The organism is Armatimonadota bacterium (assembly GCA_016125185.1).
In the GTDB taxonomy this organism is placed as follows: domain Bacteria; phylum Armatimonadota; class Fimbriimonadia; order Fimbriimonadales; family Fimbriimonadaceae; genus Fimbriimonas.
Genome location: WGMG01000006.1, coordinates 283,685 through 297,293 on the forward strand (window position 1 = coordinate 283,685; position 13,609 = coordinate 297,293).

15 protein-coding genes and 1 pseudogene are annotated in these 13,609 nt (G+C 54.2%); 6 read left to right on the plus strand and 10 right to left on the minus strand.

Features of this window, described 5'->3' with window-relative positions; genetic code table 11:
* Nucleotides 1-843: 843 nt before the first annotated feature.
* The 5 genes from GC165_09060 to GC165_09080 are packed head-to-tail and all read right to left on the minus strand — an operon-like array spanning nucleotide 844 to nucleotide 4,546.
* The gene (locus GC165_09060) at nucleotides 844-2,031 is read right to left on the minus strand and encodes a glycosyltransferase (GenBank protein MBI1333016.1); all 1,188 of its coding nucleotides are present in this window, start codon (nucleotides 2,029-2,031) and stop codon (nucleotides 844-846) included.
* Between the two features lie 27 nt (nucleotides 2,032-2,058).
* Entirely contained in the window at nucleotides 2,059-2,586 is a 528-nt protein-coding gene (locus GC165_09065) for a helix-turn-helix domain-containing protein (protein ID MBI1333017.1), read from the minus strand.
* A gap of 15 nt (nucleotides 2,587-2,601) precedes the next feature.
* A complete protein-coding gene (gene queA / locus GC165_09070) occupies nucleotides 2,602-3,633 on the minus strand; it encodes a tRNA preQ1(34) S-adenosylmethionine ribosyltransferase-isomerase QueA (GenBank protein MBI1333018.1) in 1,032 nt (343 codons plus the stop codon).
* The gene (locus GC165_09075; protein ID MBI1333019.1) at nucleotides 3,621-4,388 is read right to left on the minus strand and encodes an HAD-IA family hydrolase; all 768 of its coding nucleotides are present in this window, start codon (nucleotides 4,386-4,388) and stop codon (nucleotides 3,621-3,623) included. Before GC165_09075 ends, queA begins: the two co-directional genes overlap by 13 nt.
* Nucleotides 4,322-4,546 (minus strand): DUF2905 family protein, encoded by a 225-nt coding sequence (locus tag GC165_09080; GenBank protein ID MBI1333020.1) that lies wholly within the window; start codon nucleotides 4,544-4,546, stop codon nucleotides 4,322-4,324. The genes GC165_09075 and GC165_09080 overlap by 67 nt, the downstream gene beginning before the upstream one ends.
* Nucleotides 4,547-4,644: 98 nt before the next feature.
* Here GC165_09080 and GC165_09085 point away from each other — a divergent pair, with 98 nt between their 5' ends.
* The 3 genes from GC165_09085 (at nucleotide 4,645) to GC165_09095 (ending at nucleotide 6,828) form a co-directional block, all read left to right on the plus strand.
* Nucleotides 4,645-5,346, plus strand: coding sequence for a hypothetical protein (locus GC165_09085; protein ID MBI1333021.1), 702 nt, complete (start codon nucleotides 4,645-4,647; stop codon nucleotides 5,344-5,346).
* Between the two features lie 65 nt (nucleotides 5,347-5,411).
* Nucleotides 5,412-6,095, plus strand: coding sequence for a hypothetical protein (locus GC165_09090; GenBank protein MBI1333022.1), 684 nt, complete (start codon nucleotides 5,412-5,414; stop codon nucleotides 6,093-6,095).
* A 40-nt stretch (nucleotides 6,096-6,135) separates the two neighbouring features.
* Complete coding sequence (locus GC165_09095; GenBank protein MBI1333023.1) at nucleotides 6,136-6,828, plus strand: hypothetical protein; 693 nt, start codon at nucleotides 6,136-6,138, stop codon at nucleotides 6,826-6,828.
* Between the two features lie 226 nt (nucleotides 6,829-7,054).
* On the opposite strand, the gene GC165_09100 is transcribed toward GC165_09095, so the two are convergent.
* Together GC165_09100 and GC165_09105 are read right to left on the minus strand one after the other, a co-directional pair.
* Nucleotides 7,055-7,639, minus strand: coding sequence for a thymidine kinase (locus GC165_09100; GenBank protein MBI1333024.1), 585 nt, complete (start codon nucleotides 7,637-7,639; stop codon nucleotides 7,055-7,057).
* Nucleotides 7,632-8,000, minus strand: coding sequence for a hypothetical protein (locus GC165_09105; GenBank protein MBI1333025.1), 369 nt, complete (start codon nucleotides 7,998-8,000; stop codon nucleotides 7,632-7,634). The genes GC165_09100 and GC165_09105 overlap by 8 nt, the downstream gene beginning before the upstream one ends.
* A 214-nt stretch (nucleotides 8,001-8,214) precedes the next feature.
* Between GC165_09105 and GC165_09110 the strand changes: the two genes are divergently transcribed.
* Together GC165_09110 and GC165_09115 are read left to right on the plus strand one after the other, a co-directional pair.
* Complete coding sequence (locus GC165_09110) at nucleotides 8,215-8,799, plus strand: hypothetical protein (protein ID MBI1333026.1); 585 nt, start codon at nucleotides 8,215-8,217, stop codon at nucleotides 8,797-8,799.
* Between the two features lie 80 nt (nucleotides 8,800-8,879).
* The gene (locus GC165_09115; protein ID MBI1333027.1) at nucleotides 8,880-10,010 is read left to right on the plus strand and encodes a hypothetical protein; all 1,131 of its coding nucleotides are present in this window, start codon (nucleotides 8,880-8,882) and stop codon (nucleotides 10,008-10,010) included.
* Between the two features lies 1 nt (nucleotide 10,011).
* On the opposite strand, the gene GC165_09120 is transcribed toward GC165_09115, so the two are convergent.
* Together GC165_09120 and GC165_09125 are read right to left on the minus strand one after the other, a co-directional pair.
* Nucleotides 10,012-11,052 carry a hypothetical protein gene (locus GC165_09120; GenBank protein MBI1333028.1) on the minus strand — a complete coding sequence of 347 codons (1,041 nt, stop codon included), beginning with the start codon at nucleotides 11,050-11,052 and terminating at the stop codon, nucleotides 10,012-10,014.
* A gap of 20 nt (nucleotides 11,053-11,072) precedes the next feature.
* The gene (locus GC165_09125) at nucleotides 11,073-12,242 is read right to left on the minus strand and encodes a hypothetical protein (GenBank protein MBI1333029.1); all 1,170 of its coding nucleotides are present in this window, start codon (nucleotides 12,240-12,242) and stop codon (nucleotides 11,073-11,075) included.
* 122 nt (nucleotides 12,243-12,364) lie between these two features.
* On the opposite strand from GC165_09125, the gene GC165_09130 reads away from it, so the two are divergent.
* Entirely contained in the window at nucleotides 12,365-13,018 is a 654-nt protein-coding gene (locus GC165_09130) for a hypothetical protein (protein MBI1333030.1), read from the plus strand.
* 279 nt (nucleotides 13,019-13,297) lie between these two features.
* On the opposite strand, the pseudogene GC165_09135 reads toward GC165_09130, so the two are convergent.
* Nucleotides 13,298-13,384, minus strand: a pseudogene (locus GC165_09135) (ribosome silencing factor).
* Nucleotides 13,385-13,609 lie beyond the last annotated feature (225 nt).

A 13,609-nucleotide genomic window follows, 5' to 3' on the forward strand; every position in this document is an offset into this window, starting at 1 on the left:
ATCAGGCCGCCGATGACGAGTAGGGTAAGCACGATCGTCGACGCCTTTTCATCCTTGCTGAGGTTGAATTCGCGGCGGTTGACGAGCAAGGTCACCAAGCCGATGGGTACGAGGGCTGGTAACGCCCACCCGGTCGCCAAGACGAGAATCATGTAGCCGATTAGAACCGGGATCATGATCTTCATCGTCTCTTTGGGGCGCATGCCGAACCGATACATCGCCAGAAAAAAGGCTCCGAGAAAGACCAAATCTGCTGGCCCGACCAGGGCGGCCGTGGCGGGCGATGCGTTGGAGACGTTGTGATGCTGCGAGGTGGCCCTTGGAATCGCCATGCCTGCTTGCTGAAGTAAGCCGGGGTGGCTTTTCATGAGCTTTTGAGTGACGCCGACCGGCGTGAGAACGAGAAAAATATCGAACCCAACGAGGAAGATCGCGACGGGGATGAGGATGTTCTTCTCGCGTAGCAGACTGGAAATAAGCGCACCAAGACCGATACACCAAATCATCAGCCCGGTTTGGGCGATTGCGAGGAACAGGATGGACGTGAACCCCTTTCCACCAAAAATGTTGTTGGCCAGCGAGATGGCGGCGACCTGAAGAAAGACGCCAACCAGGAGGATGAGAATCGCGAGTTGAGGGTTAGGCTTCTCGGACATTGCCCGATAGATCGCGAAGATCGTTCCCAGGAAGACGCCGATGAGGAGAAGGAAGTTGAGGAAGGGAAGGATGGCGTTTGGGAACGGAATGAACGGGAGCGCCATGCGAAGCGCCGCGAGTAGCGCGACGATGATGGCGAAGTCACGGTAGCCAGTGCCCCGGCTCTCGGGGCCCGCGCTTTCGGGCCTAGGATATAAGGCTTCTTGGCTCAGATTCATGGCGTGCCCTTCCTTGGTCAATTGCTAAGTTGTACACCTCGAGGACTCGGTTACACATCGCTTCGGTCGTATTGAGTTTAGCGGTTCGCTCGGCTCCAGCGCAAAGGCGTGTGTAGAGTTCATCGCTTTCCAAAACACTCAACACGGATTCGGCAAGACTTGCTTCATCATTTTTGGTCGCAAAACCGTTTTCGCCAGGAACAATCGCTTCGGAGGCACCGCCTCCGTCCACGACTACGGCGGGAATGCCGTACTGCATGGCTTCGTTAAGAACGAGACCTTGCGTCTCGGTCACGCTGGCAAAAGTGAACAAGTCGGCGGCGGCATAGTAGCGATCGACGTCATATCGAGGGACCGAGCCAACGAAGCGAACCTTGTCTCCAATGCCGTGTTTCGAGGCCAGGGCGAGGCATTCCTCGCGATAGGGCCCATCGCCGACGAGCCAAAGGCGGGTTCGGGGCTCATTATCGGTGACGATTTTGGCCATGCCCAAGAGGGTGCTGAGATTCTTTTCTTTGGCGAGGCGGCCGACGTAGAGCAGAATCCGCTGGTCGGGCGGGATTTCGAGTTGTTGTCGTGCTTCGGCGCGCGGGATTAATTGTGGCTTGGGAACGCCGGTGGGGATGACTGTGATCGGCCTCTCGACACCGTGCCGAAGGAGCCAGCGGCGGGAAACCTCGGTTGGCGTGATGACTTGGTCGACGCTGTTGTAATAGAAGTTAGTGTGCTTGGCAACGCGGAAGCGGATGTATCGGCGGGGAAAGGCCGACATGTAGTGTGCATATCGGTCGTAAAGCGTGTGATAGGTCGAAACGATGGGAATCTCGTGGGATTCGGCCCAGCGGAGCCCCACGAACCCGACGATGAAAGGCGTATGGGTATGGATGACATCGAATTCGTGCTTTCGAAACCGACGAAGTTTCCTCCAAAAGGGAGGGTAGGCGATGGGATGCCCCTTACTCCAAGGCGTATCCATCGCGCGAAAGCGGATGGTATTGGGGTCTGTTTCCTGATGTCCGGGAAAGCGAGGCGCGAAAATGTGGACGCTGTGGCCCTGGTTTCGCAACTCCTGAACGAGAGAATTGATGCTAATGCTGACGCCGTTTCGAACGGGCAGGGCGCTATCCGAGAAGATGGCGATGCGTAGCGGCTTCATTCTCCAGCTAGGAGTTTACTGCCTGCGTCACTCTTCAGGGAATCGACCGTGCTTTTCGACGAAGCGGACAACGTCGCTGAGCAAAAACCGTCGCTGACCGCCTTTGGTTCGGTGGTGATGGAGCCAACCTCGGTTGGTATACCGACGCACCGTGGTCGGACAGACGCCGAGCAGGCGGCTCACCTCTTCCAAACTTAACTGCGGATCGAGCAGGCGCTTGATCAGTTCTTGGCGGGTTTCTTTGAATTCGCCTCGGTAGTAGTGAGAGGTCACACCGTCATCGTAAAGAGAAGCCAAAAAAGTGACGCTGTTGGGTAGATTGGCCCATACTTTCTGCAGTTCTGGGTCGATGGCGTTGGCCACGACGTGGTTGGACTTGCGGCGAGGACGGGGGGCACTCATCTCGGTCTTTCGGAACTTGCCGCGGGGTAGTTTGACTTGGCCAGAGACGTACTTTTTGATGCTGGGAAGGTCTTTTTCGGCGGCTTCGCTTGGCCGGTCTAAAAAGGCGCTTTCTATGTACTGCAAGGGGTCAAAATTTTTCTTCGTAGGCATATGCTATTGATTTTATCAAAAACCAGAACTTTTGAGTAGGAGCATCGAATCGCCAAAGCTTAAAAATCGATATTTGAGTTCAATTGCCTGCCGATAGGCCTCAAAAATCGAATTTTTCGACGCGAGGGCCGAAATCATGAGAAGCATGGTCGTTTTGGGGAGATGGAAGTTGGTAAACATTCCGTCGACGATTTTGAACTCGTAGCCGGGAGTGATGAATATGCGCGATTCTTGCCGCCCAGGTTGCACTTTTCGGCACGAAATGGCACGAGTTTCGAGGGTGCGGACGGCGGTTGTTCCGACGGCGATGACGCGTCCTTGGGCTTGATTGATCGTTTTAGCAGCCTCGGGCGTGATTTCGCACACTTCTCCGTGCATTTTGTGCTGCGAAATGTCCTCGACTTGGACGGGTCGAAAAGTGTCGATTCCGACGTGCAGCGTGACGGTTGCGATAGCAATTCCTTTGGCTTTGAGTTGGTCCAAAATTTCGTCGGTAAAGTGGAGGCCGGCGGTGGGTGCGGCGGCACTGCCGGGCGACTGACCGAATACGGTTTGATAGCGTTCGGAATCGTCGAGGCGCTCGGTGATGTAGGGCGGGAGAGGCATCTCGCCGATTTTTGAGAGTGTTTTGTATAAGTCTGAGCCTTGAGATTCTAACTTAACGATGCGAGTTGGATCGTCGCCTTCAGCAAGAACTCGGCCGGTGACGCCTTCGCCGAGGGTGAACTTGGCACCGGGCTTGAGGCGACGAGCCGGTTTGACGAGAGCTTCGAAGACGCCAGGTTCGAGTTCTTTGAGGGCGAGGATTTCCACTTCACCGCCGGTTTCCTTGCGGCCGTGGAAGCGCCAGGCATTGACCCGAGTGTCGTTGAGGACGAGAACGTCGCCGGGTTGAAGGATATCGACGACGTCGCGAAACATGCGGTGGTGGACCTCACCGGACTCGGGATCGAGGTGGAGCAAGCGGGATGCGGCGCGATCGGCGAGTGGGGTTTGAGCAATCAACTCCTCGGGTAGATCGTAGTCAGAATCGCTTAGACGTACCAGGAGAATGCCTCCTCCATCTGATCAAGCGAACTGATCTTTGGACGGGAGATCGTTTTGATCGAGCGGTCCAGCAGGGCTGCCGAAATGCCGAGATCCTGGGCACCTTGGAGATCGTCGGTCGGATCGTCGCCGACGTGGAAGACATCGGTGGGAGCGACACCGAAATGCCGCAGAGCGACGTTAAAGAAGTCCGCATCGGGTTTCTCGACGCCTTCTTCGAGCGAGGCGAAGACGGCGTCAAAGAATTCGGTAAGGCCGTGGGCGTCGATACACCGGTGGAGCGAATGATCCCAGTTGGAAAGGATCGCCAATTTGTATCCATGCGACTTCAGTCGTTCGAGACATGGCTTTGCATCGTCGAAGAGTTTGAACGTATTGGACGGTGTTTCGAATATTTCTTGTTCGCCGACGAGATGGAGTTCGAGGGCGTTGTCCGCGGGCATGTTCATAGCGGCGAGCCAATCGGCGACCTGCCGAACCCAAAACGACCGCCAATTTTCAAACGAGCGGGTCTGATTGACTCGCCAGAATTCGGGAAGCTTGGGGACAAAGAGTTTCATGTAAATATCGGCAGCGCCGTCTGGGAGTTCGAGACCCGCCATGTGGGCGCACCGGACGGCGAACGTGTGGGGTTGCCAGTCGGTCCAGATGAGGGTGTTGGCGCAGTCGAACGTGACCAGCTTGGGCTTCAACGATTGAACCTCGAGACGATCCAGAAAATGACGGAGAGGACGATCGAAAGGAGAATCATGGATGTGAAGGGGATGAAGATTCCGACGCCATTCTTTTCATAAGCGATGTCGCCGGGGAGTCGACCGAAGCGGAACGGGAGCCGCTGGGAAAAGGTTAAGAGAAATCCAACGGCCAAGAGAATGCCGCCAAAAATCATCATAATTTTGCCCATTGATTCCATAATCAAGAAGACCTAATTTTCAGTATGGGCGCAACCGAACCCGGTTTTGGCCGTACATGATGACGAAATAGTACGTCTGAACGGCGTAAGTGATAAACATGAAGAAAGCTCTTAAAGTTGGGGGAATCGCGATCCTGCTTGCGGCGGCAGCCGCGTACGCCGCAGACGGCGTGGTTCTCAAATACGTTTACAAGAAGGACGCAGTCTCCAAGGTGCGAATCAAGGGAACCCTTGAGATGCAGGGCACCCAGGTTACCGTCGAATTGGTGAACCAGACGAAGGTGAAAGAGGTCGGCGACGACGGCACCGCAACTCTGGAAGACGGCCTTTTGGAAGGCAAGGCGACCTTCAACGGCCAGGATATCGACATTCCCAGCCAGCCGGCCAATATCATTGTGATGAAGGCGAACGGCGAGGTGAAGGAGATCCGAGGCGAATCGATGACGGACGACACGTACCGTCTTCAGAACCTGATGGGATTTGTGACTCCAACCGATGCGGTCCAAGTTGGTTCCAAGTGGAACCGAGACGTTCCGGCGGACAAGGAGAAGAAGACTCCGGCCTATAAAGCCGAATACACGATCACGGGCGAAGAGACCGTTCAGGATACACCTACGTTCAAGGTGGAATACAAAGTTTACGAAACCGAAGGCACCGACCCGGCAAAGGTCGAGGGCACGGTTTGGGTCGCTAAAGATGACTGCAGCGTCGTAAAGGGTTCGGCTAAGTGGGAAAACGTTCCTCAGCCTGGCGCTCCAGTGCCGATCTCGGGCAACTTTACGATGGAGCGAATCAAGTAGGTTCGATCCTCAAAAAATGTAAGAGGACGGCGAACGCCGCCCTCTTTTTTTGTGTTTAATCCGTTATGATTTCTTCATCGATGGTCAGTTTCGGCCTTTTAGTTCTTGCGGCTTTCACTCCTTACCAGGAGTATTCGATGGGGCGTCCCTTAAAGGAAGACGACTCGTTTGTGATGCAGACTCTCACGAGCATCCAGGCGGGCGATTCTAAAGTCGTGACGGATGGCAAGTTTGAACATCAGTGCACCGATGTGGACGAGAACGGCATCCAGCACATCCAGGCAACCTGCATCGAAGGGACGGTTCGGCGAGGCAGCGGCGACCCGGAGTCGATGAAGGGTGAGTACTACAACTATTACTTAAACACGCATGGGGTTCAATTCGACTACGAAGACATCCGCCCGAGCTGGAAAGAAAATCCGATTGCCGTCATCGAAAGCGAGCTTCATTGGACACTGAAGGTGCATACGGTGGTGGCAGAGGAAACGTGGACAGACAAAAGCGCCTATACGCAGTACAAGATCACGGTTGGCAAGCCCAAGCAGTTTATGAAATGCGAGTGCATCGAGGTGGTTCGAAAAGGCGATTTTACCAACGGGATTACGGGCACGTTTAAGGAAGATAGCTGGTATCGGACCTCGGATGGCCAACTGATGTACCGAGAGACGACCGCGGACGATGTTTCTTCGGCGGACATCGGGACGATTCAGTACCTTGAACGGACCGAATTTGTGTCCTCAAAGTATTGAATTTTGTCAATTTTTCCTGGCATCAACGCATCATAGTAATGTGAAACTTGTTCACCCACTTTTTCTTGCGGTCTTTGCGACAGCCCTCGTCGGATTTCAGGCCGAAGATACCTACACGCTTCGCCAAAAGCCGGTGAAGGATACGGTCGAAATCTACCAGACCACGATTCATGCTTCGACCGAAGAAGGCGACTTCATTTACGACGTGAAGGATAAGACGAAGGTCACGAAGGTAGAGGATGACGGAGCGTATGAGGCGGAAACGACCGTGCTGGGGGGCAAGATTACGATCGGCGGCGAGGAGCACGTCATTGACCCCGACGATGCGCCCAAGACCGAGAAATACGACAAAGATGGCAATAAGATCAAGGACGCGGGCGACGACGATGAGGACGAAGATGATCCGGTCAGTCAGGTTTTCCAGCAGTACTTCGACTTTCGCCCCGACAAAGCGGTGAAGGTCGGCGATACGTGGACGCATGAGTCCGATTTTGGGACCCTTAAGCTGAAGCTGGAAGGAAAGGAGAAGGTCGGTGACGTGGAGTGCCTGAAAGTAACGGCGACGGGGACGCTGAGCAAGAAGGATGCGACGGGCGATGCCACCGGAACTTTCTATCTGCGGGTGGCCGATTTTTCGCCGGAAAAGGTTGAGGCGACGATCGACAATCCAAGTTTCGGCGAAGGGCAGTCGATGAAGAAGATTGAGATTAAGCTGGTCCGCGTGGCTGAGTAAGGGTTTTCCAAGCACTTTCTTGCAGCGGAATTTGTCTGCGGATTTTCCCCTCTCGTCGTTCTGCGCGAAACCTAGCGGAACGCCACTCTCTCCAAATTTCCTTCGGAGAATTTGGAGAAAGACACTTGAGACTTGTGGCGCGGGCGAGGGGGAACCGGTACCAATGCCACCCGGGTTTGTACTTCGCCAGGGCGGGATGCGCTTTGCAAAGACCTACTGGCGAAGCCTAAGCCTTCTTCTTGCCCTTGCGGATTTCGAAGCAGTTGCGGCAACGGGCTTCGTAACTCTCAGTTGCGCCGATGAGGACGATGGGGTCGTCCCAGTGAGCCGGCTTGCCGTCGACCATTCGATAGGTGTGTGATGCGGTTGCACCGCACTTCATGCAGATAGCGCGGAGCTTGATGACCTCGTCGGCCACGGCGAGGAGAAAGGGCATGGGGCCGAAGGGTTGGCGTCGGAAATCTTGGTCGAGGCCGGCGCAGATGACGTCCATGCCTTTGTCTGCCATCTCGACGCACAGGTCGACAATCGAATTGTCAAAGAATTGGACTTCTTCGATGAGCAGCACTTGGGTTTCTTTTTTGACCTTGGCTCGGAGCTCGGCGACGTTTTTGGCGGTGTCAGCCTCGTGTTGAATGCCCATATGGGAGACGACCATGGTTTGGTGGTAACGGTCATCGACGCTGGGCTTGAATACTTGGACCCGCTTCTTGGCATAAAGGCTTCGGCGAGCAAGGCGGATGAGCTCCTCGCTCTTACCGGCGTACATGCTTCCGCATACTATGGTGAGTTTGCCCAGGGGTTTACTCATCGTCTCCTTTGCCCTCCATATCGGCTTCGAACATCGCTTCCATCTCGTCGCTTACGTCGTCATCGGTAGCCTTGCCCATTTCGCGCATGAGGCTGCGCATCTCGGCTCCCGAATCGGGCTCGTCCATGAATTCTAACTGATCGGCGATGGCGTCGATGCGGTCATCTTCGCTTCGATAGCGAGCAAATTTGCTAACGAGCTTGGCGACCTTGGCGCTTTTGCAGTTCGGGCAGATCACTTCTTCGGTTCCGGCGACGACTCCGACCAGGGTTGAGAATTTGTTTTGGCAATCCTGGCACCGGTACTCATAGATGGGCACGGGGAGAGGATACCTTTGGAGGGCACAGAGCACAGAGCACAGAGCACAGAGTGCGGAGTGCTAGCCTCCTTTCAGTTGGGAGTTGGGAGTTGGGAGTTGGGAGTTGGGAGTTGGGAGTTGGGAGTTGGGAGTTGGCCCCGATGAATCGGGGTCTTCGCTTCGCTACGAGAGTTGGGAGTTTTGACGTATCTTTTATTTGCAAACGTGATATAGTCTTGAAACCAGACGATAAGGGTCAAAGTCGGGCAATTGGGTTATGGGCAGTTCAACGATCAGTATTTCGACTTCTTCGCAGGTGATCAACTATGCGACGCCGCTTCCTCCCGCTACGCTGCCCACGATTACAATCGACGGGACTCCTCTGGCGGCACCCAATAATCCATACTCTCCGACCGGATATCAGGTTGTGGTTTTCAACTCGACCAAGCCGGTCACCGATCCGACTGCGCTCCTTGCAAACGTGGCTTTTGGGGTCGGGAACGATCCGGGCACGAACAGTTGGTGGAATACGTACCAGTACGTGTATTCGAACATGCTCTCGCTCATCCTCAACACGGGGAATATCGACGAGCAGTTTCTGCTGATCGTGAGTTTTGGGCTGGACAACAATATGCCGCCCACCAACGACATGCTTTCGACGATGCTGAACTTAGGCGCGAACGGGCAATTGCAGAAGTGGGAGACGACCTGTGACCCAGGTAGTCAAGTCGGGAATGCCAATAGCTGGGTTTCGTATCCAGCGAGCTACATCCTCGTCGGGTCGTCGGGATGGGGGTATGGCGAAGGCGAAGAGGCCTATCAGAATACAGCGGGCCCGTTGTCGCTGAATTACAGTTTTTAAGGAGGAAACAAATGCTACACGAGTCACCAAGTCCACTCTTACTCCCGCAGGAGGCCCCCCAGAAAGGGAGGCTGCTAGCGGTGGGACCCGGAGGGTTTGCGACGGGATTCGGTCGGGTATTCCGACGGGTTTTGGGGCATTTGTGCGACACGTTTGAAGTTGTGCATTTCTCGCCTAACTTGATTGAGGAGCCGTTGCCAGGCCCCTATCCGGTCCTGCCTCGCCAAGTTCGGGGCGATGTGTTTGGCCGCGAGGCACTGCCGGAAATTTTGGATGAATTTGATCCTGACTTGGTTCTGCTGTTCCATGATCCGCCGTTTTGGAGCGTGCATCGGGAGACGATTGCGGCGCATCAGTCAAAATCGGGCGGGCGGCCATTCTGCGCTTTCTACTGTCCGATCGAGTGGCCAGACATCAATCCCGAGATTTTGCGCGGCATGAAGGGTGTCGACCTTCTGGTCCTGTACACGCGATTTGGCCTTGAGGTGACGATGTCGGCGTTTCGGGAAAGTCCCTCGGAGATGCCACCGGCGGCGATTATTCCGCATGGGGTGGATACCGAGATTTTTCGACCTTTGTTCGGCGGTTCTCGGCGGCAAGCTAAACGGCATCTCTTTCCTTCTCAGCCCGAACTTTGGGACTCCTTCATGGTCTTGAATGCCAATCGGAACTGTCCTCGTAAACGACTGGACCTGACGATGGAGGCGTTCGCCCTGCTGACGCTACGGCACAGTGACCTTTATCTGTATCTGCATACCGGCATGGAGGATTGCGGAATCGACGTTCTGGATTATGCGGAGCAGTTGGGAATCCGGGACCGACTGGTGGTGACGCATATGGATCCGAAACAGCCGCAACTCTGCGACGAGGAACTGAATCTGATCTATAACGCCTGCGACATTGGGCTGAACACGTCGTCCGGGGAGGGGTGGGGCTTGGTGTCGTTCGAACATGCGGCGACGGGTGCGCCGCAGATCGTGCCCGGGCACACGGCCTGCCGCGAGAATTGGCTTGGTCGTGCCGAGGTTTTGCCGGTCGAAGACGGCTTGGTGTCGGTCGAGGATATTGCCGAGGCGATCGAACGGCTGTACCTGGATCGCGGCTTGCGCCGGACGCTATCGGATATTGGGCTGGAGTACGTCCACGAGCCACGGTTCGAGTGGTGCCGAATCGGGGAAGAGTGGCGACGACTGTTGCTTTCGGCGCTTTAGGCTAGTTTTTTGCTAGGTGAAGTATGTACGTCGAAATAACGCTTCGCGTGGACACAAACCGTGACTCGTCGCGGTCAGTTATTTCTTCGTCTCCACCCATTTCGAAGGCCAAATCGCCACGATCATTTGCATCGACGGCTCCTTCGTACATCGTCTTTAATGTTGTAACTTTATTGGCTAGACTTGGACATATTTTAATGAGTGGCACCGGGTTGCCAAGATCATTCCACAGGCAGGGATAGTTGAAGATTTTGTCGTCGGACTTCTTTTCGCGTTGAAATCCGAAGAACCAGGCTTTTCCGTCTAGATGAAATCTCACTAGATCGAACGATGCATGATCAAAGCGTAGCGGCTTTCCGGTTGGGTCAAGGTAGACGAACGCATTGCCTTCGGAGACGATCATAGAACCGTCCTCATACACGTGTTTGGGGTCTGCTACCGGCGCATGGTAGACGATCTCGGGATTGCCTGAACCATGAATCCTTACGACTTCCGACTCATGCATCTCATCTTGATGAGAGTAAGCCAGGTATCCCTCGCAACCGGTCACACTGTCCGCTGGAACAATCTTCGAGAGGAGGTGGATTTCAGGCTTGTCGCTTTTGTTGGTATAGATTCCGTATTGGCTAACGTAGTAGCGGTTCATCGTATCGCAGATTCGCAGCGGGCGCAAGACCACGTTTCTTCCATCAATTGGAGCCTGAATGACCTGCTTGTCGAGAAACTTGGCGGGTTGGTTATCCTTGGTTAGGAAGCCATTGACCGGAAAGTCCTTCAATTGGCCATTGGACAGTATCTTGAGTTTTGGAATTTCAACTTGATAGCCCTGTAGGTCTCCCCATGACGGGTACTTTGCCTCTCTGGCGTCCATTTCGTTACCGCGGTATCCAGCGAAATCGGCTGATTGAATCAGCACATCTCCATTGGGAGCCACTTGAAAGAGACGGCCCTTTACGCTTGTCTCGAAAGTGAAATGCGGACAGTCGGTGGGGATCGGCCCTGCAGAGGGTTTCGAACATCCGACCCCAAGGATGATGGCCATGATGGCTGCGTACCGGATCTTCATTCGCCCTTCCTCAAAATGACGACGTGCCAAAATCCATTTCTTCTTTGAGTCCCGTACATATTGCCTCTATCGTCGAGGTACCTAATATTTAGGTCGATATACGGTCCGAGTAGCGGCTGAAAATCGAACCACTTGCCATTTTGGACCAGCGCTAAGCAAAAGTCATACGGAATTGTAAAGTGACCAAGCTTTGAGGGGTGAAGGCGACTGTATTCCATCACATAGTCTCCGTGCGAGTTCGGAGACAGGTCGTTTATCGAAATCACATTTGGAGGAACGCCGACTTGTTCAAAATGGCCAGTCTGGGTGTATCGGTAGACGGGAGGCTGGGGCAGTGTTCGGGAAGCAAAGTACGCAGCATTTGGGGAAAGGGCCATAAATGATCCATCTACACCAGCAGGTAACTCGATTGGATTGATGCTTCCGTTTACCAAGGTGGCAAAAGTGTGGCTCTCGGTTTTCCAGATCGAGTCTGAGTAACTGTTTTCTCGAAGGACCGTTCCCATTCCCGTGGAGCCGCCAGAGACGCTATAGTTCTTGGTTGCAACCTGTTCAGTGGGCTTGTCCAGTCTCCACACTCGTGGTCCACGGTCAAAGTAGGACAGGACTTCATTAGTTACACGAATTTCCGGCACGGTTCCTTGGGAGTTTTCGAAGACACCTCTTCGGACTTCATCGTTCTTGAACTGTCTTTCTCCAATCGTGATATTGGGATTATCCTTGGAGTTTGTCAGGACGACTAGTTGACCATTTGGAGTGAGCTTAACGACATCTGTGGTTAGGAAGTCCTTGATTGAGCCATCCCGTCTACGTAGACGGTAAACGGGGGCGGCCAGATCAGCGGTAGTCCGGTCAAAGCCGTCGATATCCTTGTATGGCTTCCCAACGGGCTCGTTCCCAAACCATTTCATGAGGATATCGCCAGCCTCGGAAACACTCAATATCTCGCCGATTCCCAAGTCAATGGGTTTGTAGTGAAGTTGGCGTGGATCTCCTTCTTCTAGCTTTGGTCCAGGAATTGGGCCAAGGGTTCCCTTTTGGAATTGCTTGTAGTACTCAGCTTCTTTCGCACTATAGGAGTTTTTGGTGCGATAGACATACCAGGCAAATGCGCCCACAAGACATGCCGTAATGGCTCCAATTCTGGCTAGCGACTGTCTCTTCATGGATAAAACCTGAGATGAAATTATACAGACTATTTGGATTAGGCATGCTTTGCGAATTTTTGCCTGCGGAGTGGAATTCTAGCATTAGGTTTAGCTGATCCACTGTAAACTGTACGGAGATCATGACTGCCGCTCTTGCTTTTTTCATCGTTGTCGGTCAGGCGAAAGGAAAGCCAAAGACTCCGCCCGCAAAACCCAAGACGTCGGTGACGCAGAAGAAGAAGGCTACCGCCCCGAAGACTTCCTCGACGAAGGTTTCGACGACCAAGAAGACCACTGCGGCTCCGGCCAAGGTGGCCGCGCCATCGAACAAGATCGTTTTGGGGTCGGATGTGGATACGATTGCGCGGGTACGGCCTGGGCACTATGTCGCGGATCGCGATGTGCGGACGCTGCCGAAGTTGCATGATGTCTCGAACGATCAGTTGAACGTGTTTTCGGGCAAGGTTTACGTGATTCCGGCAGACGAAAAAGCGTCGCCGCAAATCTTCAACTTTGTCGGTGGTCGGCAGCGACTGTTCAATTCGGAGAAGGGGACGGTCGAGGTTGGGCAGTCGCTTTACGACTTCGTGCATTCGCAGGATGCGAAGTCGGATATCCGGGTGGCCGATCCAACGGCGGCAAATTTTGAGGTTTTGTTGCCGAAGGAAGCGAAGAAGCTGGACGGATTCTCAGGCACGATTACCTACTTCGTGCAGGACATGAAGCCGGAGCAGTCTTTGACGCTGACCTTGAAGTCTGGGAAGGTCGTCGGGTCTTCGCGTCCGCTGTCTTAGATGGCGCGGTGCGGCTAAGATACAATCGCCCCTTCAGGGCTCAAAATTGGTTTCAAGGAAACCGGTAGCCCGCGGCTCATTGGATGCGAGCAAATCTGAAAAGTGTCTCACCTGTGCTTTTTGGGCATGGGCTTTCTGCTGAGCACGAATCTCACTATGGATAGGAAGGGACAAAACGGCCAGGCAAAAAAAGACCCCGGCTGCGGCAAGCCGGGGCGAAGGAATGGTTAAGATAGGAGGTTAGTGCGACTTCTTGGGAGCGCTCGGAGCGGTCGTCGCCTTCTTGGCAGCCGGCTTAGTGGCAGTCTTTGCCATCGGCTTGGTTGAAGATTTCTTGGAAGTTGTCTTAGTGGTCGCCTTGTGAGCAGTCGCCTTGTGAGCGGTGGCCTTGGTGGACTTCGTCGACTTGGTCGTCTTCGTGGTCTTGCTGGACTTGGTCGTCGACTTGGTGGTCTTCGTCGTCTTGGTGGTTGCCTTCACGGCCGGCTTCTTGGCCGGAGTTTTCGTCGTGGAGGTCTTGGTGGAGCCCTGCGCGAAACTCATTGCCATGGCGGCGGCAAGGATCAAAGATGAGATTATTTTGGTACTCAT

Excerpts from the sequence above, each read along its gene's own strand:
- GC165_09090 (MBI1333022.1), top strand. The coding sequence starts at position 5,412 with ATGATTTCTTCATCGATGGTCAGTTTCGGCCTTTTAGTTCTTGCGGCT.
- GC165_09130 (MBI1333030.1), top strand. The coding sequence starts at position 12,365 with ATGACTGCCGCTCTTGCTTTTTTCATCGTTGTCGGTCAGGCGAAAGGA.
- GC165_09100 (MBI1333024.1), bottom strand. The coding sequence starts at position 7,639 with ATGAGTAAACCCCTGGGCAAACTCACCATAGTATGCGGAAGCATGTAC.
- GC165_09120 (MBI1333028.1), bottom strand. The coding sequence starts at position 11,052 with ATGGCCATCATCCTTGGGGTCGGATGTTCGAAACCCTCTGCAGGGCCG.
- GC165_09110 (MBI1333026.1), top strand. The coding sequence starts at position 8,215 with ATGGGCAGTTCAACGATCAGTATTTCGACTTCTTCGCAGGTGATCAAC.
- GC165_09085 (MBI1333021.1), top strand. The coding sequence starts at position 4,645 with ATGAAGAAAGCTCTTAAAGTTGGGGGAATCGCGATCCTGCTTGCGGCG.
- GC165_09125 (MBI1333029.1), bottom strand. The coding sequence starts at position 12,242 with ATGAAGAGACAGTCGCTAGCCAGAATTGGAGCCATTACGGCATGTCTT.
- GC165_09060 (MBI1333016.1), bottom strand. The coding sequence starts at position 2,031 with ATGAAGCCGCTACGCATCGCCATCTTCTCGGATAGCGCCCTGCCCGTT.
- GC165_09080 (MBI1333020.1), bottom strand. The coding sequence starts at position 4,546 with ATGGAATCAATGGGCAAAATTATGATGATTTTTGGCGGCATTCTCTTG.
- GC165_09065 (MBI1333017.1), bottom strand. The coding sequence starts at position 2,586 with ATGCCTACGAAGAAAAATTTTGACCCCTTGCAGTACATAGAAAGCGCC.